Source organism: Arthrobacter sp. EPSL27 (genome assembly GCF_001512305.1).
Classification (GTDB): Bacteria; Actinomycetota; Actinomycetes; order Actinomycetales; family Micrococcaceae; genus Arthrobacter.
This window is the reverse complement of record NZ_LNUT01000005.1, coordinates 1228125-1247607: the sequence shown is the minus strand read 5'-3', so window position 1 is coordinate 1247607 and position 19483 is coordinate 1228125. Positions and strand designations below refer to the sequence as shown.

The 19483-nt window shown below is 68.0% G+C and carries 20 protein-coding genes; 15 read left to right on the top strand and 5 right to left on the bottom strand.

All coding sequences use genetic code 11. The features are described 5' to 3' along the window. The 3 genes from AR539_RS16725 to AR539_RS16715 all read right to left on the bottom strand — a co-directional run bounded on the left by AR539_RS16725 (position 1) and on the right by AR539_RS16715 (position 3731). Positions 1 to 777: an electron transfer flavoprotein subunit beta/FixA family protein gene (locus tag AR539_RS16725; RefSeq protein ID WP_066439388.1), complete on the bottom strand. Its 777-nt coding sequence runs from the start codon at positions 775 to 777 to the stop codon at positions 1 to 3. A 168-nt stretch (positions 778 to 945) separates the two neighbouring features. Further along, positions 946 to 2997 (bottom strand): glycogen debranching protein GlgX, encoded by a 2052-nt coding sequence (gene glgX / locus AR539_RS16720; RefSeq protein WP_066439386.1) that lies wholly within the window; start codon positions 2995 to 2997, stop codon positions 946 to 948. Between the two features lie 98 nt (positions 2998 to 3095). After that, positions 3096 to 3731: a PAS and ANTAR domain-containing protein gene (locus tag AR539_RS16715; protein WP_066439384.1), complete on the bottom strand. Its 636-nt coding sequence runs from the start codon at positions 3729 to 3731 to the stop codon at positions 3096 to 3098. 254 nt (positions 3732 to 3985) lie between these two features. Between AR539_RS16715 and AR539_RS16710 the strand changes: the two genes are divergently transcribed. From AR539_RS16710 to AR539_RS16670, 9 genes are all read left to right on the top strand, one after another. Then, positions 3986 to 4465 carry an Asp23/Gls24 family envelope stress response protein gene (locus AR539_RS16710; protein ID WP_066439382.1) on the top strand — a complete coding sequence of 160 codons (480 nt, stop codon included), beginning with the start codon at positions 3986 to 3988 and terminating at the stop codon, positions 4463 to 4465. Next, a complete protein-coding gene (locus AR539_RS16705) occupies positions 4462 to 4653 on the top strand; it encodes a DUF2273 domain-containing protein (protein ID WP_066439381.1) in 192 nt (63 codons plus the stop codon). The genes AR539_RS16710 and AR539_RS16705 overlap by 4 nt, the downstream gene beginning before the upstream one ends. Further along, positions 4650 to 5054, top strand: a complete 405-nt coding sequence (locus AR539_RS16700) for a hypothetical protein (protein WP_197410656.1) — start codon at positions 4650 to 4652, stop codon at positions 5052 to 5054. Before AR539_RS16705 ends, AR539_RS16700 begins: the two co-directional genes overlap by 4 nt. Beyond that, positions 5051 to 5632, top strand: a complete 582-nt coding sequence (locus AR539_RS16695) for a DUF6286 domain-containing protein (protein WP_066439380.1) — start codon at positions 5051 to 5053, stop codon at positions 5630 to 5632. Before AR539_RS16700 ends, AR539_RS16695 begins: the two co-directional genes overlap by 4 nt. Further along, positions 5629 to 6240: a hypothetical protein gene (locus tag AR539_RS16690; protein WP_066439376.1), complete on the top strand. Its 612-nt coding sequence runs from the start codon at positions 5629 to 5631 to the stop codon at positions 6238 to 6240. The genes AR539_RS16695 and AR539_RS16690 overlap by 4 nt, the downstream gene beginning before the upstream one ends. 59 nt (positions 6241 to 6299) lie before the next feature. Then, positions 6300 to 6530, top strand: coding sequence for a CsbD family protein (locus AR539_RS16685; protein WP_066439373.1), 231 nt, complete (start codon positions 6300 to 6302; stop codon positions 6528 to 6530). Between the two features lie 110 nt (positions 6531 to 6640). After that, positions 6641 to 7225 carry an RNA polymerase sigma factor gene (locus AR539_RS16680; protein WP_066439371.1) on the top strand — a complete coding sequence of 195 codons (585 nt, stop codon included), beginning with the start codon at positions 6641 to 6643 and terminating at the stop codon, positions 7223 to 7225. Then, entirely contained in the window at positions 7222 to 7854 is a 633-nt protein-coding gene (locus AR539_RS16675) for an Asp23/Gls24 family envelope stress response protein (RefSeq protein WP_066439368.1), read from the top strand. Before AR539_RS16680 ends, AR539_RS16675 begins: the two co-directional genes overlap by 4 nt. Continuing rightward, on the top strand, positions 7851 to 8231 hold the full coding sequence (locus AR539_RS16670) for a hypothetical protein (protein ID WP_066439366.1): 381 nt from the start codon (positions 7851 to 7853) through the stop codon (positions 8229 to 8231). Before AR539_RS16675 ends, AR539_RS16670 begins: the two co-directional genes overlap by 4 nt. A gap of 718 nt (positions 8232 to 8949) precedes the next feature. On the opposite strand, the gene AR539_RS16660 is transcribed toward AR539_RS16670, so the two are convergent. Beyond that, positions 8950 to 10200, bottom strand: coding sequence for an MFS transporter (locus AR539_RS16660; RefSeq protein WP_066439364.1), 1251 nt, complete (start codon positions 10198 to 10200; stop codon positions 8950 to 8952). A gap of 74 nt (positions 10201 to 10274) precedes the next feature. Here AR539_RS16660 and AR539_RS16655 point away from each other — a divergent pair, with 74 nt between their 5' ends. The 6 genes from AR539_RS16655 (at position 10275) to AR539_RS16630 (ending at position 16853) form a co-directional block, all read left to right on the top strand. Next, positions 10275 to 10817: an ArsR/SmtB family transcription factor gene (locus AR539_RS16655; protein ID WP_066439361.1), complete on the top strand. Its 543-nt coding sequence runs from the start codon at positions 10275 to 10277 to the stop codon at positions 10815 to 10817. Positions 10818 to 10918: 101 nt separating this feature from the next. Further along, positions 10919 to 11941 carry a LacI family DNA-binding transcriptional regulator gene (locus AR539_RS16650; protein WP_066439357.1) on the top strand — a complete coding sequence of 341 codons (1023 nt, stop codon included), beginning with the start codon at positions 10919 to 10921 and terminating at the stop codon, positions 11939 to 11941. A gap of 157 nt (positions 11942 to 12098) precedes the next feature. Next, positions 12099 to 13394, top strand: coding sequence for a sugar ABC transporter substrate-binding protein (locus AR539_RS16645; protein ID WP_066439354.1), 1296 nt, complete (start codon positions 12099 to 12101; stop codon positions 13392 to 13394). Positions 13395 to 13475: 81 nt separating this feature from the next. Beyond that, positions 13476 to 14435, top strand: coding sequence for a carbohydrate ABC transporter permease (locus tag AR539_RS16640; RefSeq protein WP_066439352.1), 960 nt, complete (start codon positions 13476 to 13478; stop codon positions 14433 to 14435). Between the two features lies 1 nt (position 14436). Continuing rightward, a complete protein-coding gene (locus AR539_RS16635) occupies positions 14437 to 15315 on the top strand; it encodes a carbohydrate ABC transporter permease (protein ID WP_066439350.1) in 879 nt (292 codons plus the stop codon). Between the two features lie 41 nt (positions 15316 to 15356). After that, positions 15357 to 16853 (top strand): glycoside hydrolase family 32 protein, encoded by a 1497-nt coding sequence (locus tag AR539_RS16630; protein ID WP_066439348.1) that lies wholly within the window; start codon positions 15357 to 15359, stop codon positions 16851 to 16853. 144 nt (positions 16854 to 16997) lie between these two features. On the opposite strand, the gene AR539_RS16625 is transcribed toward AR539_RS16630, so the two are convergent. Further along, entirely contained in the window at positions 16998 to 19100 is a 2103-nt protein-coding gene (locus AR539_RS16625; protein WP_197410655.1) for an FG-GAP-like repeat-containing protein, read from the bottom strand. Positions 19101 to 19483: the final 383 nt, after the last annotated feature.

The following is a 19483-nucleotide window of genomic DNA, read 5'->3' as shown; positions in this document are numbered from 1 at the left end:
TTACGCCAGTCGGTTTTCGATGAGGAAGTCGGCGAGTTTCTCGCCGGCGTCACCCTCGTCGAGGATCTTGATGCCCGCGGCCCGCGGAGGCTTCTCGGCGATGGTCAGCATGATGGAACGCGCAGCGTCCGGATCGTCGGCAGTGATCCCGAGGTTCGCCAGGGTGAGCACCTCGAGCGGCTTCTTCTTGGCGGCCATGATGCCTTTGAAGTTGGGGAAGCGGGGCCCGGGGAGCGCTTCGGTGATGGAGATGACGGCGGGCAGGTCCGCGGACACCTGCTGCACGCCGGATTCGACGGCCCTGGTGCCGGACACTGCGCCGTCGCTGATGTCCACGGCGCTGAGGCCCGTGGCGTGCGGCACGTCCAGCAGTTCCGCGAGCATCGCGGGAATCATGCCGCCGGATCCATCGGTGGAGACGTTGCCGGTGATCACCAGGTCGAACCCCATGCGGCGGACTGCTGCGGCGAGCGTGTCGGCGGTCAGCCCCAGATCGGCGCCCCGGAGTGCCTCGTCAGAGATGTGGGTGGCGCTTCCCGCGCCCATCGCCAGCGCCTTGCGGATGGTGGCCGTCGCACCCTCGGGCGCGACCGAAAGAACGGCGACGTCGGTGCCCTCGTGCGCGTCGGCATAGGTCAGGGCCAGTTCCAGGGCCCGTTCGCCGATCTCATCGATGACCGCGTCGCTGGCTGCGCGGTCTGCGAGGCCGGTTTCGAGGTTCAGTTTCCGGTCCCCGTAGGTGTCCGGGACTTCCTTGACTAGGACAACAATCTTCATTGATGGCTCTTCCTGTGGCGGGCACGTCTCGGTAGAGGCGCGCCGAATCTCACACGAGTCTACGAAAGTGTGGCCCGCTTGGCGGGCAGGGCGCGCATCGCGGGCGTGGCCGCCGGAGCCTGGCCGGGTTCCGGGGCGCGGCACCGCCGCCGCGCCCCGGAGGTGGTGTCAGGCCCGGGACCGCAGCACGGTGACCGAGCGGTCGCGGACAATCAGCGTGTCCGACTCAGCGGCCACCTGCTGCTCCGGATCGGTGGACAGGGCCAGCTCCCAGTCCTGCTGCGGCGCCCCCGGAACGGTGAACTCCACGCCGTTCTCCGCTGCGTTGAACAGCACGGCGAAGGCATCGGCGCCGTCGTGCTCAAGCACGAACGTGATGGCGCGGTGGTCCGCCGCCCAGTCCTCCTCGGTGAACCCTTCAGCGTCCGCCCGGAGGACCCCGACGGTGTCGGCGCTGCCGGCCTCCGGGGCGTGGCGGAACCAGTCCGGGCGCAGCGCCGGGTTGTCCCGCCGGAGCGCGATCAGGTCCTTCGTGAAGTCCAGCAGCCCGCCGTCGGTCTTGTTCCAGTCGAACCAGGAGATCTCGTCGTCCTGGCAGTAGGCGTTGTTGTTGCCGCCCTGGCTGCGGCCCATCTCGTCGCCGCCGAGGATCATGGGCACGCCGGCGGACAGCAACAAGGTGGTGAGGAAGTTCCGGCGCTGGCGGTCGCGGAGTTCGTTGACGCCGGGGTCATCGGTGGGGCCCTCGATGCCGTGGTTGGCCGAACGGTTGTCGCTTTCGCCGTCGTTGTTGTCCTCGCCGTTGGCCTCGTTGTGCTTCTCGTCGTAGGCCGTCAGGTCCGCCAGGGTGAAGCCGTCATGGGCGGTGATGAAGTTGACGCTGGAGACGGGCGCGCGGCGGCTGCCCTCGTAGACGTCCGGGCTGCCGAGGAAGCGCTGGGCGAAGTCGCCCAGGACGTTCTCGCCGCCGTGCCAGAAATCGCGGGCGTCGTCGCGGAACTTGCCGTTCCATTCGGACCAGTCGGCCGGGAATCCGCCCACCTGGTAGCCGGCGGTGTCCCAGGGCTCCGCGATCATCTTGACCGGCGCCAGTACCGGGTCCTGCTGGATGAGGGTGAGGAAGGCGCTGTGCAGCTCGGCGTCGCCGTCCTGCCTGGTCAGGGTGGTGGCCAGGTCGAAGCGGAAGCCGTCGACGTGCATTTCCGTCACCCAGTACCGCAGCGAGTCCATGATCAGTCCGAGGGCGGCCGGGTGGCCAACGTTGAGGCTGTTGCCCGTGCCCGTCGTGTCGAAGTACGCCGACTCCTCGCCTTCCACCAGCCGGTAGTAGGCGGCGTTGTCGATGCCCTTGAATGACAGGGTGGGGCCCATGTGGTTGCCCTCGGCCGTGTGGTTGTAGACGACGTCGAGGATGACCTCAAGCCCGGCCGCGTGCAGCGCCTTGACCATGGCCTTGAACTCGGCGACCTGGCCGCCGCCGTCGCCCGCGGAGCTGTAGTCGCCGTGCGGGGCGAAGAAGCCGATGCTGTTGTACCCCCAGTAGTTGCGCAGGCCCTTCTCCTCCAGGTGGCTGTCCTGGACGAACTGCTGCACCGGAAGAAGTTCGACGGCGGTCACGCCAAGATCCGTGAGGTGCTTGATGGCGGCCGGGTGAGCCATGCCGGCGTAGGTGCCGCGGATGTCCTCGGGGACGTCCGGGTGCTGCTCGGTGAAGCCCTTGACGTGGACCTCGTAGACCACGGTTTCCGCCAGCGGGGTGCGGGGCGCGACGTCGGGGGAGCCGGCGTCCCAGTCGAAGGACGGGTCCGTGACCACGCAGCGGGGCGTCGCGGGGGCCGAGTCCGTGGCGTCGAACGCGGCGGGGTCATTCAGGTCATGCGAAAACACGGCCTGGCCCCAGTCATAGCCGCCCTCCACGGCAGTGGCGTGCGGGTCCAGCAGCAGCTTGTTCACATTGTGGCGGAGCCCGGATTCGGGGTCCCAGGCGCCGTCGACCCGGATCCCGTAGCGGGTGCCGACTTCGACGCCGGGCACCACACCGTGGAAGACGTGCCCGGTGCGCTCCGGGAGTGACGTGCGGGTCTCGTTGCCCTCGCCGTCGAAGGCGCAGAATTCAACCGCGTCGGCGGTCTGCGAGTAGATGGCGACGTTGGCGCCGCCTTCGCGCAGCGTGACGCCCAGCGGGTACGGAAGGGAACGCGTGGCAGGAGCCGGAGTCATGCGATGCTCGTTTCTTTACAGGGTGGTCGAGTCCCTATAGTAAGCATGCTGACTAATGATCGACGACGCGGGCACCCTTGCGCGCGCATTTCCCGCCGCTACAGCAGGGGGTGGCGCTGGCCTTTCGGGTCCCGGGCTGCGGTGGTGGCGCGCTCGATGATCTCGTGGGCAATGGCGTAGACCTTGCGGTTGGTGTCCTGGCTCAGCTGGCTCATGAGCTCGTAGGCCTGGTCGGCGTCCACTCCGGTCCGTCCCATGAGGATTCCCTTGGCCTGTTCGATGGCCGCCCGGTTGAGGGCCGAAGCGGCCACCGCCTCGGTGGCGAGCTGGTGGCGGTCGGTGTGGATGGACTGCGTCAGGTCAACCACCACGCCCCAGACGCCGATGGGCGTGGTCCCGTCGAGGATGTAGTCCGCGGAAAACAGCAGTTTGTGCTGGTGGTCCTTGCGGTCGCGGATGGAGACGTAGATGGACGACGGGCCGCCCGTTTCGGCCACCCGGTCCCAGTAGGCCTGGACCTTGGGCCGGTCCTCCGGCTCGACGTGGGGGAGGACCGATTCCATGGACGGGACGATTTCGCCCGGTTCAAACCCGTACATGCGGTACAGGCCGTCCGACCAGCGGAATTCACCGTCGGCGAAGTAGTACTCAACCAGCCCCGTGGGGCAGTCGAGAAATTCTTCCGGGGGAACACTGCCCGCCACGGAACCGGGTTGCCTGCTCTGAGATGCCATTCAAGGGGCCGTTCGACGTGCTGCTGCCCCGGCTACCCCCTGCCAGGGCCTTACGGCACCAGAATATAGCAGGGATCATCCCCGGGCGGACGTCTCAGGGTCGGCTTGTATCCGGGGTGGTGTGCGAGGTCCTGCCGACTCCGCAATGTGATGCAGATCACTCAAATTCGACCGTGAGGAATGCGCGCCGGGCGCCGTCTTACCTATGACGGCGCTTCAAGGCGCCTTTCGCACAACGAACAGGAGTGAATGCCATGACCACGCAGACGCACACCCCCGCCGACGTTCAGGCCAAGACCGACGGCAAGACCGCAACGGCGAAGCCCACTCAGCCCGCCGGCAAGGACGGACGCGGCGCCACCACGGTGGTCGACGGCGTCGTGGCCAAGATCGCCGGCATCGCCATCCAGGAGATCGACGGTGTCCACGCCCTCGGCGGCGGTGCCGCCCGTGCCCTGGGCACCCTGCGCGAAAAGGTTGGCCAGAAGGACCTCACCCAGGGCGTCAGCGTCGAGGTCGGCCAGACCCAGGTGGCCGTCGACGTGACCCTGGTGGTCGAGTACCCGCACCCGCTCCAGCAGGTCGCGGACAACGCCCGCGACGCGGTCTACTCCGCCGTCGAGGACCTCGTGGGCATGGAGGTCACCGAGGTCAACATCAGCATCACCGACATCCACGTCCCCTCCGATGACGAGGACGCCGACGACGCCGAGCGCGAGCCGAGGGTCGCATGAGCCCCGCGGTAACCGGCATGGCCGCCGGGGCGGTCCTCGCCCTGGCGGCGCTGGCCTTCGGGTTCTGGGGACTGCTGCTGACCGGCCTGTTCATGGGCGCCGGGGCTGCGCTGGGACGGGCCGCCGAAGGCCGGCTGGACATCGCGGGAGTGATGGACGCCCTGCGCGGCAAGCGCTCGTCCTCATGACCCGCCCCGGCCACACCCGCATCACCCGGGCGGCCCTGCGGCACACCATCGAAGCCGTCGCCGCGCACGCCTTTCGTGTGCCGCGCCGGAACGTCACGGCGGACCTGGAGGACGACGCCGGCCGGCTCGCCGCCGCCGTCACCGTCCGGCTGGCGCTCCCGGCGCTGCTGGGCACCAGCCCGGAGTCCGGCCACGGCAGCCTCTTCGACCGGTCGCGGGCCGCCCGGGCAGCCATCGCCGCCCGTGGCCAGGAGCTCACCGGCCGGACCCTCGGCCGGATCGACATCCGGCTCAGCGGGTCGAAACCGGCACCCGCCGGCCGGGTGGACGGGACAACCGTGCCGTCCCCGGCGGCACCCATCAACCAGGAATCCACGCACCGGCAAAGGAGGGCGGCATGACACAGGAGCGATCGGTCCGGCGCCTGGTCCGGCGGGAAACCCACTCATCCCGGGCCGCGGCGTCCGCGCTGACGGCGGCGGTCATTGCCGTGGTGTTCCTCTGGCTGGCCCTCGAATCCTTGCTGGCGCTGCTGGGGCAGAACCCGGTGCTCGCCAGCCCCGGGCAGCTGGGCCAGTGGCTGGCAGGGCTGCCGGCCAACACCATCCCGGCCGGACTGGCCGCCGCCGGTGCAGGCCTGGCCATCCTGGGACTGGTCCTGCTCGGCGCCGCCCTGGCGGGCGGCCGCCGGCACCGGCGCGCCCTGCACAGCGACCGCAGCGCCGTTGTGGCGGATGACGAGGTCATCGCCGCCGCGGTGTCGCGGCGGGCGGGACTCGCCGCCGGGCTCAGCCCCGGGCAGGTGACCACCACGGTCTCCGGACGGTCTGTCCGGGTCCGGGTGCGCCCGACGTCGGGCCTGCCGGTGGACCGGGAAGCGGTCCAGGCAGCGGTCGACGGCGAACTGCGCGCCTACCAGCTGGACCGCCCGGTCTCGCCGACGGTCCAGATCATGAGGGAAGGAGCACTGGGACAGTGAGCAACACCAACAGGGCACTCAACCGCATCCTGCTGGCCCTTGCCGGGCTGGCGCTGCTGGCGGGCGGGGCGGCGCTCGCCGCCACCGGGCTCGTCCCGGTCGCCGCGGCAGCCTGGACGGACGCCGGCAACAGTCTTACGGGCCACCTCGGGGATGCCCTCGCCGCAGCACCGCTTCCCGGGCCGGCCCGCAGCTGGTGGGCCGTGGCCGGCGTCGCCGGGCTGGTCCTGGCCGCCGGGCTGTGCATCGCATGGCTCGCCTCGCAGGGCGGCGGCAGGACCCCGCGGCTTGCCCGCGAATCTGACGGGGACCGCGGCACCACCGTCGTGGACGCCGGACTCATCGGGGCGGCGGTGAGCCAGTCGCTGGAGGGCAACCGCCTGGTGCTGGGCTCCACGGTCTCGGCCTGGGGGAGCCGGCGCGGCACCGGGCTCCGGCTGCGGCTGCGGCTGCAGGCGCGCAAAGGAGCCTCTCCGCGGGAGCTGGCCGACACGGCCGAGGATCTGGTGCGCGGCATCGACGCCCTCCTGGGCCATCCGGTGCCGGTGCTGGTACGAATCACCGGCGGAGCCAAATCCGCGGTGGCCGGACCGGACCGCGCCCGGTAAGCCGCCTGCATTATCAACAGTCACAACACGCACAACAAGCAGAAAAGGAAACGAACGTCATGGGACTCGAGAACAAGGGCAACCCCACCGTCATCAACCACCTCGGCGCGGCCAAGGAGGCGGCCGGCAAGGTGACCGGCAACGAGGACCTCGAACGCCAGGGCCAGCGCGACCAGGCCCAGGCAAAGGTGCAGGAAGCCGGCGAGAAGGTCAAGGACGCGGCCGCCGGCATCGGCGACAACCTCAAAGACGCCGCCCGGAAGCTCAAGGACGGCCTCAGCAAGGACTAGGACGCGCGAAGGAGCCAGGGCGCGCGCCGCACCCCCGGCCTGATCCGGTGGCGGCGCCGCCCGGCCCGCCGCCACCGGCCCCTGAACCCCGCGATGAAAGCGACAGAGACGTGAATCCACCCCCGGCACCGCACCAGCTTGACCTGGTTCCGGATGCGCTGTTGGCGGGAAGGGCGGCCGACGGCGACACAGCGGCCTTTGAGGCCCTCGCCCGGCGCCACGGACCATTGATGCGGGCCAGCGCCCGCCGGCTCACCGGATCCCTGGCCGACGCCGACGACGTCGTGCAGGAATCGCTGATGCAGGCCTGGCGGCAGCTGGACACCCTCCGCGACCCGGCAGCGGTGAAGGGGTGGCTGCTGCGCATCACCGGAAGCCGCAGCGTCGACCACCTCCGCAGGCGTCGGCTGCACGCCGACGTCACCGAGGTGGAGGATACGGTGGATGCCGGAGCGGGGCGGCCCGGCAGCGCCGACCCCGAGTCGGCCGCCGTCAGCGGCTCACGGGTCGAGGCCCTGAAGGCGGCACTGGCTGCCCTCCCTGAGGAGCAGCGGCGATGTTGGGTGCTGAAGGAATTCAACGACCAGAGCTATGAGGACATTGCGCGGACCCTGAACATCAGCACCGCAAGCGTCCGAGGACGGCTGGCACGGGCGCGGATCACCCTGGCGCGCGAAATGGAGGCATGGCGATGAGCACACCCGGCGACACCCTCGGCTGCGGGCGCAGCCTGGCGGACCTGAGCGAATACCTGGACACCGGACGGACCTCCGATCCCGAGCATCTGGAGCAGTGTCCGGAGTGCCAGGCCGGCCTGGCCTCCTTGCGCAGGCTCTCTGCCCTGGGGCATGAACTGCTCGACGCCGACCTCACCGAGGCAGGCAGCGGCACCGACGACTGGATGCAGGCCATCCTGGGCAACCTGCGACTGGAGCTCCGTCCCGGCCGGAGCATCCCGGTCCGAGCCGATGACCCGGCGGATGTCCTCTCCGAAACGGAAGGCTCCGTCGCGGCGCTCATCCGGTCCATCGCGGACGGGCTGCCCGGCACCGCCGCGGGCAAGTGCCGGCTCTATGGGGACGTCACGGAGCCCGGCGCGCCGGTCACTGTCAGCGTCGAACTCGCCGTCGTGTACGGGCACCCCATGGAGGACCGCGCCGCCGCCCTGCGGTGGCAGCTGGCCGATGCCCTGGCCCGGCACACGGAACTGAACATCACGGCCATTGACGTCACCATCACCGATGTCCTGGAGCCTCCCGGCCCCCGGCCCGCCTCCGGCACCGCGCAGGCGGAGGACCCCCAGACCCCAGAGGAGAAGCCATGACCCAGCCTTCAGTACCCGGCGATGCCGTGGCCGCCGTGCCCTCCGGTGCAGAGTCTGGCGAGCAGCTGGCGGCTGAACTGCAGGAGGTCATCCGGGCGGTCGACGGCGTGACGGCCCTCTATCCGGCCCAGCCGCTGTGGCAGAGCATCGCCGGGGCCGTGGTCTCCGCCGTGACGGGGGAGCAGCCGGCCCTCGTGGCGCTCGCAGACTCCGGCGCCGGCCTCACGGTCAGGGCGCGGATCGGCGTGGACGCCACGCGGCCCGCGCCGGAGGTGGTCCGGGCCGCGGCGGGCGCTGTCCGGCAGTACCTCAGTCCGCGGCCCTGCGCCGTGCAGATTGTGGTGGCCCAGATTGTGGTGGCGCAGATCAGCGCCTGAGGCGCCGGGTTTAGCCCGGCAGCACACGGAAGCGCCTGTTTCGACGGCGCCGGGCGCCGTAGGCTATGGGCATCCATCACGCACCGAGGAGGCACCCATGCGCACGGCAACACCCACAGTGCAGGCCGTTCAGGTACGGCATCTTTCCGAGAATCTCATGTCCCAGCTCACGAAAGGGAGGGAGTGGGCCACCCCCGGGGTCGAGGCGGCACTGCAAAAAGCGATCGCAGGGCTCGATACCGGGGTTGAAGCTGCTTCCCCGAGGATCCAGGCCGGTCTGCGGCGGCTCGCTGACGAGCTCGCCGGCGGCGTCGAAACTCTGACTCCCCGTGTCCATGAGGGGCTGCACCGGGTGGCACCCAAAGTTGTCCCGGCGCCCGCCAAAGCGAAGTCGAGGCGGACGGCTTCCGGGAAAGCCTGGTTGATTGCCGCGGCGGTCGCAGTCGCAGTGACCGCGGGGGTGGCGGCCTGGCACTTCCTTCGGCCGGGAGATGAGGAGCCAGACTCATCCAGGATTGAGCGCTAGTCCAGGTTCACCGCGTCGCGGACTTCGCGACGCACCACCCTTTTGTTCTGGCTTGACGACTTTTCTCTTGTTTGCCGTGCTAAATCGAGCAGAGCCTGCGGGGCGTGGTGATTGCCGCTCATGTCGGTGAGGAGGGGCAGCTGTACCGGCAGGTAGCGCGCCGCGGCGCTTCGCCGATGCGTACGGAACAACTCAGGATTCGACGTCGGCCGCGGCAATCGCCCTGTCGGTGAGGATCGGCATCAGCCCGAGCAGCGCGAGGGTCAGCACTCCCATGATGCCGAACATGACCTGCAGGCCCAGCCACTGGGCCAGCAGGCCGCCCGCTGCCGCGCCGAGCGGCATGGTGCCCCACGCCAGCAGGCGGTAGGCACTGTTGACCCGGCCCAGAAGACGGTTGGGGGCAATGCGCTGGCGCAGGGATACGGTGATGACGTTCCACAGCACGATCAGCGCCCCGCCAACGAAGAAGAGTGGGCCAAGAATGTAGGGGTTGTTCGTGAGGGCCGGTGCGCCCACGAATAGTGCGCCGCCGAGGATCGTGAGGGCCAGGGACCTGGATCGGTCCAGCCTGGCTTCGACCCGTTCGGCGAGGAACGAGCCGGCGAAGGCGCCGAGGGCGGAGGTCGTCAAGAGAACGCCGAACCCCACCTCGGACAGTTTCATCGCCGATGCCGGGCCCACAGCGAACAGCACGAAGACCGCGAACGCCGCGTTGGACGCGAAGTTGAACACCCCTGTCATCACCGCGAGCGTCCGAAGAATCTTTTGGTTCCAGAGGAACCGCAATCCTTCACCGATGTCGAACCGCAGGGTGGTCTTCACCTCCCGCTCGGTCCGGAAGGCCCCCGGGACCAGGAACAGGGCACCGACGGCGGCCAGCCACAGTGCGGCCGGCGCGGCAAAGCCCGCGACGACGCCGATGGCCACCAGCAGCCCGCCCAGCGGGGGGCCGACGAACTGGTTTGCCGTGAGCTCTACGGCGTAGAGCCGGCCGTTGGCGCGTGACAGTTGGTCCCTGCGAACCAGCTGGGGCAGGATCGACTGCGCGGAGGTGTCGTACAGCGTTTCAGCCACACCCACCATCAGTGCGACAACGTACAGGGCCCAGATGGAGCCCAAATCCAGCAGGATGCCGGCCACCAGCAAAGCCGGCAGCACGGCGCGGCCGAGGTTCGCCCACATCATCAGCTTGCGCCGGTCCAGCCGGTCGGCCAGCGCCCCGGCGGTGAGGGCGAAGAGAAGCCACGGAAGCGTCGCTGCGACACTCAGTCCGGCGATCAGCGTGGGCGACTGCGTGAACTGGATGGCCAGCAGCGGCAGCGCGATCTTGAAGACGCCGTCCGCGAGGTTGGACAGCCCGGATGAGGTCCACAGCTTCCAGTAGGACGCACCCAGCGGGGCACCACTTTGTTCTTTCACCTGCGCGGCGGAACTGGTCATAGGTGAACCATTTCCTATTGATTGAGAAAATTCAAGGGGGTTGAATTAAGTACATCAGCTCGTAGGGTGGATGCATGACGGACGCAGCGCCGACGGGCGCGGACGAGAAAAAATCCGCCGCCAGCGCCCGGGAAATCAAGGCGCTGGCGCATCCGCTGCGCTTGAGGATCCTGCGCCTGTGCGGGCTCCACGAACTGACCAACAAGCAACTCGCCGACCGGCTGGGCCAGGACCCGGGCACGGTGCTGTATCACGTGCGGCAACTGCTCTCGGCTGGATTCCTCGAAGCCGCTGAGGTTCGCGCTGGGGAAAGCGGCGCGCTGGAGAAGCCCTACCGGTCCACGGGGCGGTCCTGGAATCTGGACACCGCCCTGGGCGAGGCGGGTCCCGGCGGACCGCTGGCGCCGGTCGAGGCGTTCCGGGAAGAGCTCGCGGAAGCAGGGCCGGATGCGCTCACCAGCCTCTCCCGCTTTGTCCTGCATCTTTCCGACCGGGACGCCGAAGACCTTATCCGGCGCATCGGTGCGGTTCTGGACGACTACACCGGCAGCGACCGGCAGCGGCGGGACCAGCCCGCCTACGGCGGCATCTTTGTCCTTCACCGGTCCCCGGACTAGGACGTTGTAGAACCGGCGTGCGGAAGGGCACTTGACAGTTGCAAAACGTTTTGGATACTGTGATCCACACAACAAGCAAAACGTTTTGCAAAGGACAGTCAATGGCGACGAAGATCGGCATCAGGGAAGTGGCCAAGGCCGCAGGGGTATCCGTCACCACGGTGTCCCACGCCCTCAATGACGCCACCAGTTCCCGCGTCAATGCCCAGACCCAGGAGCATGTGCGGGCTGTGGCCAGGGACCTGGGGTACGCCCCCAACCGGATGGCCAGCGGGCTCCGCAACCAGCGCTCGCAGATCCTGGGCCTGGTCAGCGACGAAATCACCACCACACCCTTCGCCGGGGCCATGATCCGCGGCGCCCAGGATGCCGCCTACGAGCGCGGCTACGTGCTGATGGTGGTCAACTCGGGCCTGGACCCGGAACTCGAAAACCGCGAAATCCGGACCCTGCAGCAGCACCAGGTGGACGGGATCGTCTACGCCCGGATGTACCACCAGGGAGTCAGCCTCCCGGAGGAACTGGGCACCCTCCCCACCGTCCTGCTCGACGCCGTCACGGCCGACCGGTCCATCTCGTCGGTGGTCCCGGACGAGGTGGCGGCGGCGGAAACAGCCGTGGGAACCCTCATTGCGGCCGGCCACACCCGGATCGGGATGCTGAACAACACCGACGACATCCCGGCCACCCATGGGCGGCTGCAAGGCTACCGGAACGCCCTGGAACGGCACGGCATCGGGTTCGACCCGGACCTGGTGACCACGGGGGTGGCCGAAACCCCCGCCGGGCGGGAAGCCGGACTGGAGCTGCTCCGGCGGCCGGACCGGCCAACCGGGCTGTTCTGTTTCAGCGACCGGGTGGCCATGGGCGCCTACCAGGCCGCTGCCGCGCTGGGGCTCCGCATCCCCGAGGACGTCTCCATCGTGGGAACGGACAACCTCGAACTGATCGCCGCGGCGCTCTGGCCGGGGCTCACCACCGTGGCGCTTCCGCACTATGAAATGGGGCGCTGGGCCGTCACCCGGCTCCTCGACGATATTGAAGGCCCCGCGGCGGCGCCCGTCCAGGCGGTGCTGTCCTGCCCGCTCATTGAGCGGGGGTCCGTCGGCCCGCCGCCGGGCTAGCCGCGCCAGCCCGGCACACCCACCTCCAGCGCAGACCCATCACCAGCACAGACCCATCCCGGATCCCGCAAAAAAGGGACGCAGCCGTTGCACCGGCCGCGTCCCCACGGACCCGGGCTGATCATCCGCGTACAAAACCAAGCAGAAAGACCCACCCATGAACAAGCGATTCACCCGGATCCTGGCCACCAGCATAACGGCGGCCGCCCTGATCGGCAGCCTCGGCGCCTGCGGCAAAGGCAGCGCCTCCGCCACGACCGAAGGCTCCAACGAAATCACCATGTGGACGCACAACGCCGGCAACCCGGAGGAGCTGGCTGCGATCCAGGGCGTTGTGGACTCCTACAACAGCAGCACCGGCGCCAAGGCCAAGATCAAGGTGCAGGCCTTCCCGCAGGACTCCTACAACGACTCCGTGGTCTCCGCCGCCGCAGCCGGCAAACTGCCCTGCATCGTGGACATCGACGGCCCCAACGTCCCCAACTGGGCGTGGGCCAAATACCTGACGCCGCTCAAGCTCTCCACCGACCTCTCCGCCCAGCTGCCCAGCACCGTGGCCACGTGGGAGGGCGAGACCTACGCGGTGGGCTACTACGACGTCGCGCTGGCCATGCTGGCCCGGGCCTCCGACCTTGAGGCCGCCGGCATCCGGGTGGCCACGGTGGAACAGCCCTGGACCAAGGACGAGTTCCAGGACGCGCTGACCAAGCTCAAGGCCCTCGGCAAGTGGGACTACCCGCTGGACATGGGCACCGCCGGCAGCGGCGAATGGCTGCCGTACGCCTACTCGCCGTTCCTGCAGTCCTTCGGCGCCGACCTCATCAACCGCGACGGCTTCCAGACGGCGGACGGCGTCCTCAACGGGGACAAGGCCGTGGCGTGGGCCGAATGGTTCCGCGGACTCGCGGACCAGGGCTTTATGGCCACCAAGAGCGGCAAGGACTCCACCCAGGACTTCCTGAACAACAAGAGCGGCCTGCTCTACACCGGGTCCTGGGCGGCGGACAAGGCCCGCGCGGCCCTGGGCGACGACCTGGTGGTCATGCCCACCGTGGACCTCGGCAACGGACCCAAGATCGGCGGGGCCTCCTGGCAGTGGGGCGTCACCGAAGGCTGCGCCAACACCGACGCCGCCATGGACTACCTCTCCTACTCGCTGCAGCCGGAGAACCTGGCCGCGGTGGCCAAGGCCACCGGCACCATCCCGGCCACGGATGCGGCCGCCGCACTGGTCCCCGCGTTCGCCGAGGGCGGCGCCAACCGGATCTTCATGGACTTCTCCCGGAACTACGCCGTGATGCGTCCCGAGACGCCCGCCTACCCCTTCATCGCCACCGAATACGGCAAGGCTGTCCAGGACGTCCTGGCCGGCGCCGACCCCCAGTCGGCCCTGGACAAGGCCGTCAAGGCCATCGACGCCAATATCAAGTCCAACGGCGGCTACAAGAACTAGCAGCCCTCCGCGGAGGACGGCGACGGCGGAACCCACCCGCCGTCGTCGTCCCCCCGGTGCTGCAGGTCAACGGAGAATCCCATGACAACCAGCCCTCTCGCCGCCCGTCCCCGCCCCGCCGCAGCGGCACCCGCGCCGCTGCCGTCCGCCCCGCGCCGCCGCCGGGCCGGTTTCCTGCGCGAACAGATCAGCGGCTGGGGCATGATCGCCCCCGCCGCGGTGCTGCTGCTGCTCTTTGTGTTCCTGCCGGCCATCCTGGGCTTCGGCCTGGCCTTCACCAACGCCCGGCTGATCTCGCCCCGCCCGGTGGAATTCGTCGGCACGGACAACTTCGCCCGGCTGTTCGCTGATCCCACCTTCTGGCGGGCCCTGCTGAACGTCACCTACTTCGCCGTGGTGGTGGTCCCGGTGCAGTCCGCGCTGGCCCTGGCCATGGCGCTGCTGATCAACAAGAAATTCCGCGGCGTGAACTTCTTCCGCACCGTCTACTTCCTGCCCGTGGTCACGTCCATGGTGGTGGTCTCCCTGCTGTGGCTGTTTATGTACCGCAAGGACGGCCTGATCAACGAGCTGCTGTCCACGTTCAGCTTCGGCCTCATCCAGGGCGCCGACTGGCTCAACGACCCCGCCACGGCCATGCCGGCCATCATTGCGCTGTCCATCTGGCAGGCCGCCGGATTCCACATGATCATCTGGCTCGCCGGCCTGCAGAGCATCTCCGGCGAACTGTACGAGGCCGCCCAGCTGGACGGCGCCAGCCGCTGGCACCAGTTCCGGTACGTCACGTGGCCGGGCCTGAAGCACACCCGCAGCTTGGTCCTGGTGACCATCACTATCCAGGCCTTGGGCCTCTTTGACCAGGTCAGCGTGATGACCCAGGGCGGGCCGCTGGATTCCACTACCACCATCATCTACGAGGCCGTCCGCTCCGGCTTCAAACAGCAGGAAACCTCCTACGCGTCCGCGATCTCCCTGGTTTTCTTCGTCCTGGTGCTGCTCATCTCAGCGGTGCAGCGCTACCTGACCCGAGAGAAGGACTGATGTGAAAAACTCCGTGCGCCTCAACTCAGCGGCCGCCATGCTGGTGCGGATCCTGTTCGCCGCCGTCGCCGCTTTCCCGATCGTGTTCATGCTGGTGTCCTCGCTCAAGCCGGACACCCAGATCTTCGGCGACATGTCCTCCGTGGCGGCGTTCCTGCCGGTTGGCAACATCTCGTTCGACAACTACGCGGCCGTGTTCGACCGGGTCCCGGCGGCCCGGTTCCTGGTCAACTCCATCGGCATCTCCGCCGTCACGGTGGTGCTGGGCATCTTCATCAACAGCCTCTGCGCCTTTGCCCTGTCCCGCATGGAAGTGCGCGGCAAGCGGGTGGTCTTCACCGTCATCCTGGCCACGCTGATCGTGCCGTTCCAGACCCTGGCCCTGCCCCTTGTCTGGTGGGTCAACCAGCTGCCTTACTTCGAACTCAACGGCTTCAGCCTGGAGATCTCCAAGGGCTGGCTGGATACCTATCAGGTGCAGATCATCCCGTTCATCGCCAACGCGTTCTCCATCTACCTGTACCACCAGTACTTCGAATCCATCCCCAAGGAACTGGATGAGGCCGCCCGCATCGACGGTGCCGGCTGGTTCAAGATCTACCGCCAGGTGGTCATGCCGCTGGCCGGCCCGGCCACCGCCACGGTGGCCATCCTGACGTTCCTGCCGGCCTGGAACTCCTACCTGTGGCCGCTCATGGTGGTCCAGTCCGAGGAACTCCGCCCGGTGATGATCGGCATCCAGTACTTCTTCCAGCTCAACGTCTCCTGGGGCGAAGTGATGGCCTACGCGTCCCTCATCACCGTTCCCGTGGTGGTCCTCTTTATCGCCTTCCAGCGCTCCTTCATCAACAGCATCGCCTCCAGCGGCGTCAAGGGCTGACGCCCGCCGCCCAGGCCCCCTTGAAAGCAGACAGCATCCCCATGACAACCACCACCGCGCTGGGCTGCCAGTACCGGCCGCAGCACCACTACACGGCCGACCGCAACTGGCTGAACGATCCCAACGGACTCCTCTACGCCAACGGCACCTACCACCTCTTCTACCAGCACAACCCGTCCGGAACCGTGTGGGGCAACATGTCCTGGGGGCACGCCACCTCCCCGGACCTGCTGCACTGGGACGAACAGCCCGTGGCCATCGCCTGCGACGAGCAGGAGGCCATCTTCTCCGGCTCCGCCGTGCTGGACCGGGACAACACCAGCGGCTTCGGCACGCCGGATAACCCGCCCCTGGTGGCCATCTACACCAGTGCCTACTCGCTGGCGTCCCCGCTGGCCGGCCGGCAGGCGCAGTCCCTGGCCTACAGCACCGACGGCGGCACCACGTGGACCAAGTACGTCGGGAACCCCGTGGCGGACCGCGGGTCCGCAGACTTCCGCGACCCCAAGGTCTTCTGGTACGACGGCGCCGCCGGCAGCTACTGGGTGATGGTGGCCGTGGAGGCGGTGGACCGCGAAGTTGTGCTCTACAAATCCGCCGACCTCAAGGCGTGGGAGTACCTCAGCACCTTCGGACCGGCGAACGCCACCGGGGGAGTCTGGGAATGCCCGGACCTGTTCGACCTGCCGGTGGACGGCGACGCCGGCAACACCCAGTGGGTGCTGGTGGTGAACCTCAACCCCGGCGGCATCGCCGGGGGCTCCGGCGGCCAGTACTTCCTGGGAACGTTCGACGGCGTCGCTTTCACGTCCGAGACCACGGTCACTGAGGGGCTCCAGGAGGATGACAGCCGCATGCCCGAATACGGGTGGCTGGACTGGGGGCGGGACTACTACGCGGCGGTTTCCTTCAGCAACGCCCCGGACGGGCGCCGGCGGATGATCGGCTGGATGAACAACTGGCAGTACGGCGCCGGCACGCCCACCAGCGGCTGGCGGAGCGCGATGTCCCTGGTGCGGGACGTCAGCCTGGCGACTCGCGGCAACCGCGTGGTGCTGGTGCAGGCCGCCGTGGATCCCTTCGACGGCGGAGCCCCGGTGTACAGCGACGCCGGCACAACCCTCGAGCCAGGAACGCACTGGCTGCCGGCCGAGGCCTCCGGCGACGTGCTGCGCATCGACGCCGAAATCGAACCCCGCGAAGCCAGAACGGTCGGGCTGCTGCTCCGGGCCGGCGGCGCCGAACAGACGGTCCTTTCCTACGAGCCCGGCACAGGTGTGCTGAGCCTGGACCGGACAGCGTCCGGCAACACCGGCTTCCACGAGACGTTCGCGTCGGTGGAAAGCGTGGCCGTGCCGCTGGAGGACGGCCGCCTGCGGCTGCGGATCTTCCTGGACCGCTGCTCGGTGGAGGTTTTCGCGCAGGACGGGCTGGCCACCATCACGGACCAGGTCTTCCCCGAGGAAGCCAGCACCTCGCTGGCTGTCTTCGCCGAGGGCGGTCCGGCCACCCTGGTGAGCCTCGATGTCGTCCGCTGATTATCGGTGATCCGGCGGCTGGATCCCGTGCCACCAAATTGAACCGCCCGCCCAGAGGGAAGGTCCCCCGCTTCCCGTGAGGGATGCGGGGGACCTTCCTTGGTGTTGACCTGTTCAGCGGTCCCTCCTGCGGAGGGCCTGCCGTTAGAGGATGGCGGTCATCTGGCTCCAGCCGCCGCCGAGGTCGATCCGCTTGAACCAGTCACCGGCACCGTTGTTCGGGTAGAGCCAGAGCTCCCCGGTGGTGTCCCGGGCGATGACGTCCGGCCGGTCGTCGCCGTTCATGTCGCCCGGAGCGGTGATGGCGTTCAGCGCGTTCCAGCCGCCGCCGAGGCTTTCCCGGGTGAACCATTCATTCTGGCCGTTGCCCGGGTAGTGCCACAGTTCGCCGCTGGAGTCGCGGGCGATCAGGTCCACGTTGCCGTCGGCGTCGAAGTCGCCGGGGGCCACGATGGAGCTCATGATGTTCCAGCCGGCGCCCAGGTCGACGCGGGTGAACCAGTCACCGGCACCGTTGTTCGGGTAGAGCCAGAGGCGTCCGCTGCTGTCCCGGGCGATGAGGTCCGGCCGGTCGTCCCCGTTGAAGTCACCCGGTGCAACGATGGAGGTCATCACGTTCCAGCCGCCGCCCAGGCTCTGCCGCTGCAGCCAGTCGCCGGTCCCGGTGCCCCGGTAGAGCCACAGCTGCCCGTTGGTGTCCCGGGCTATCACGTCCGCATCGCCGTCGCCATTGAAATCGCCGGCGCTGACGATCGAGGTCATCACGTTCCAGCCGCCGCCGAGGTTGATCCGGGTGAACCAGTCACCCGTCCCCGTGCCCGGGTACAGCCACAGCTGGCCGGACCCGTCCCGGGCGATCACATCGGTGTTGCCGTCATTGTTGAAGTCGTTCAGCCGCATCGATCCGCCGTCCGCGGGCGGATCGCCGCCGAGGGTGCGGTAGGAGAACCAGTAGCGCTTGGTGACGTTGTTGCTGGCCAGCACCACCAGGCCGGTCCTGTTGTTCACGCTCTGCTTGCTGGTGGTCACGTCGTTGATGTTGGCGGATGCGCCGTCCTGGATGATCGGCGTGCCCCGGCCCTCAGGGAAGACGGGGTTGTCCATGGATGCGGTCTTTTCGTAGATCGCGCCCGGTGTGCCGGAGAAGGCGCAGCCGCTGACGTCGCTGCTGGGCCCGGTGTGGAAGGCATGGATCTCGTTGTTCTCGGTGTCCAGGACGATCTGCGGGCGGGAAACACAGTCAGCCACCTTGGCGATCGTTGAGGTGGTGAAATTCCCCGTGCCGGGCCGGAACACCAGCAGCATGATCTCTGCCTGGTTGTCGTTGCCGGGGGCGTCGTTAAAACCAGTCTTGATGGCGGCGAAGACCCGGCCGGCGTTATCCGACTGGAGCGTCTTGACGTTGATGTGGTCGTCGGCGAGCTGGTTGCCCTTGACGGCGTCCTGCACCTTCCACGACGATGCGGCCGTAGCGTTGGTCCCGTCCGTGCGGGTGGCCCAGCGGACAGCACCGGTGAGCTGGTCACTCCACATGATGCCGATCTTGTCGCCGCCGTAGGCCACCACTGCCGAGATGTCGTCCGGTGCGAGGTTCGGGTTGCTCACGGGAAGCACGAACGGCGTGTTCCAGCCGGTTCCGCCGGCTCCGGAGCGGTTGACGTAGACGGTGTTGGTGTAACCGTCGGTCGCGTTGCCGGCGACCTGCGTCCAGGTGGCCCAGATGGCGCCGGTGCTGTCCTGGTCGATGGTCATCGACTCGCTGCTGTTGTTCATGATGGCGGTCGGAAAGCCGCTGTCCAGCTTGAACGTTCCGCCGGAGTAGCTGTAGCGGTAAAGCCTGGCCTGCTGGCCCGAAACCGACGGCACCGGGGTGGTGTCACCGGAAACCGCGGTGACGTGCGACGCGATGTAGAGGTGCGTGCCGTCCCACAGCGTGTCCGAGAGGGTGCTGGCACGGGTGTCGTTCGTGATGCCGGTGCTGACCCACTTCTTCGTGGCAACATCCAGCCGGTAGATCTGCCAGCCGGTGCCGGTGGTCCACATGTCCGCCCACCAGGAACCGTCATGCCACCACAGTTTGCTCTGCGGTTTGTCCGACGTCGGCGGGTTGCTCACCCCGGTAAAGCTGTTGCCGGCATAGCCGTAGTCCTGAGCAGCCGATGCGGGGCTGGTGACCCCCAGGACGCTTGCGGTCACTACTAGTGCCAGTACCAAGGTCTGGCTGAACCAGCGGACGGTACGTTTCATATTAATCGCCGTTTCCTTCACGCGTTGATCGCCTTTTCCATGGTTATTCTGCTGATTGGGTGCTACTGGCCACTTTCGTCGGCAGTGAAAAGATATTCTTCCGTTCTTGGAATTTTCTGCGTTCTTTCTTGGCGAAGAAAGAACTGCCATGGAATCCGCGATATTCCCCCTGGGCGCCCGGCTGAACGAGGCCCGAAAGTCCGCCCGCCCTGAACCCGCAACCGCCGTGGCACCCTCTGATATGGCTGCGGTGCACCCCAAAACTAAGACCTTGACAACCCGTCGGGGTACCTGACCAGTATCAGTACAAAAGTGATGAAACTCAACGAAATTTTTCCCACAAATTGGTGTCCGCGTAAACCAATTTCGGATGGCACGTGGTG

Coding starts and splice junctions, on each gene's coding strand:
- AR539_RS16725 (WP_066439388.1), bottom strand. CDS start 777: ATGAAGATTGTTGTCCTAGTCAAGGAAGTCCCGGACACCTACGGGGAC.
- glgX (WP_066439386.1), bottom strand. CDS start 2,997: ATGACTCCGGCTCCTGCCACGCGTTCCCTTCCGTACCCGCTGGGCGTC.
- AR539_RS16715 (WP_066439384.1), bottom strand. CDS start 3,731: ATGGCATCTCAGAGCAGGCAACCCGGTTCCGTGGCGGGCAGTGTTCCC.
- AR539_RS16710 (WP_066439382.1), top strand. CDS start 3,986: ATGACCACGCAGACGCACACCCCCGCCGACGTTCAGGCCAAGACCGAC.
- AR539_RS16705 (WP_066439381.1), top strand. CDS start 4,462: ATGAGCCCCGCGGTAACCGGCATGGCCGCCGGGGCGGTCCTCGCCCTG.
- AR539_RS16700 (WP_197410656.1), top strand. CDS start 4,650: ATGACCCGCCCCGGCCACACCCGCATCACCCGGGCGGCCCTGCGGCAC.
- AR539_RS16695 (WP_066439380.1), top strand. CDS start 5,051: ATGACACAGGAGCGATCGGTCCGGCGCCTGGTCCGGCGGGAAACCCAC.
- AR539_RS16685 (WP_066439373.1), top strand. CDS start 6,300: ATGGGACTCGAGAACAAGGGCAACCCCACCGTCATCAACCACCTCGGC.
- AR539_RS16675 (WP_066439368.1), top strand. CDS start 7,222: ATGAGCACACCCGGCGACACCCTCGGCTGCGGGCGCAGCCTGGCGGAC.
- AR539_RS16670 (WP_066439366.1), top strand. CDS start 7,851: ATGACCCAGCCTTCAGTACCCGGCGATGCCGTGGCCGCCGTGCCCTCC.
- AR539_RS16660 (WP_066439364.1), bottom strand. CDS start 10,200: ATGACCAGTTCCGCCGCGCAGGTGAAAGAACAAAGTGGTGCCCCGCTG.
- AR539_RS16655 (WP_066439361.1), top strand. CDS start 10,275: ATGACGGACGCAGCGCCGACGGGCGCGGACGAGAAAAAATCCGCCGCC.
- AR539_RS16650 (WP_066439357.1), top strand. CDS start 10,919: ATGGCGACGAAGATCGGCATCAGGGAAGTGGCCAAGGCCGCAGGGGTA.
- AR539_RS16645 (WP_066439354.1), top strand. CDS start 12,099: ATGAACAAGCGATTCACCCGGATCCTGGCCACCAGCATAACGGCGGCC.
- AR539_RS16640 (WP_066439352.1), top strand. CDS start 13,476: ATGACAACCAGCCCTCTCGCCGCCCGTCCCCGCCCCGCCGCAGCGGCA.
- AR539_RS16630 (WP_066439348.1), top strand. CDS start 15,357: ATGACAACCACCACCGCGCTGGGCTGCCAGTACCGGCCGCAGCACCAC.
- AR539_RS16625 (WP_197410655.1), bottom strand. CDS start 19,100: ATGAAACGTACCGTCCGCTGGTTCAGCCAGACCTTGGTACTGGCACTA.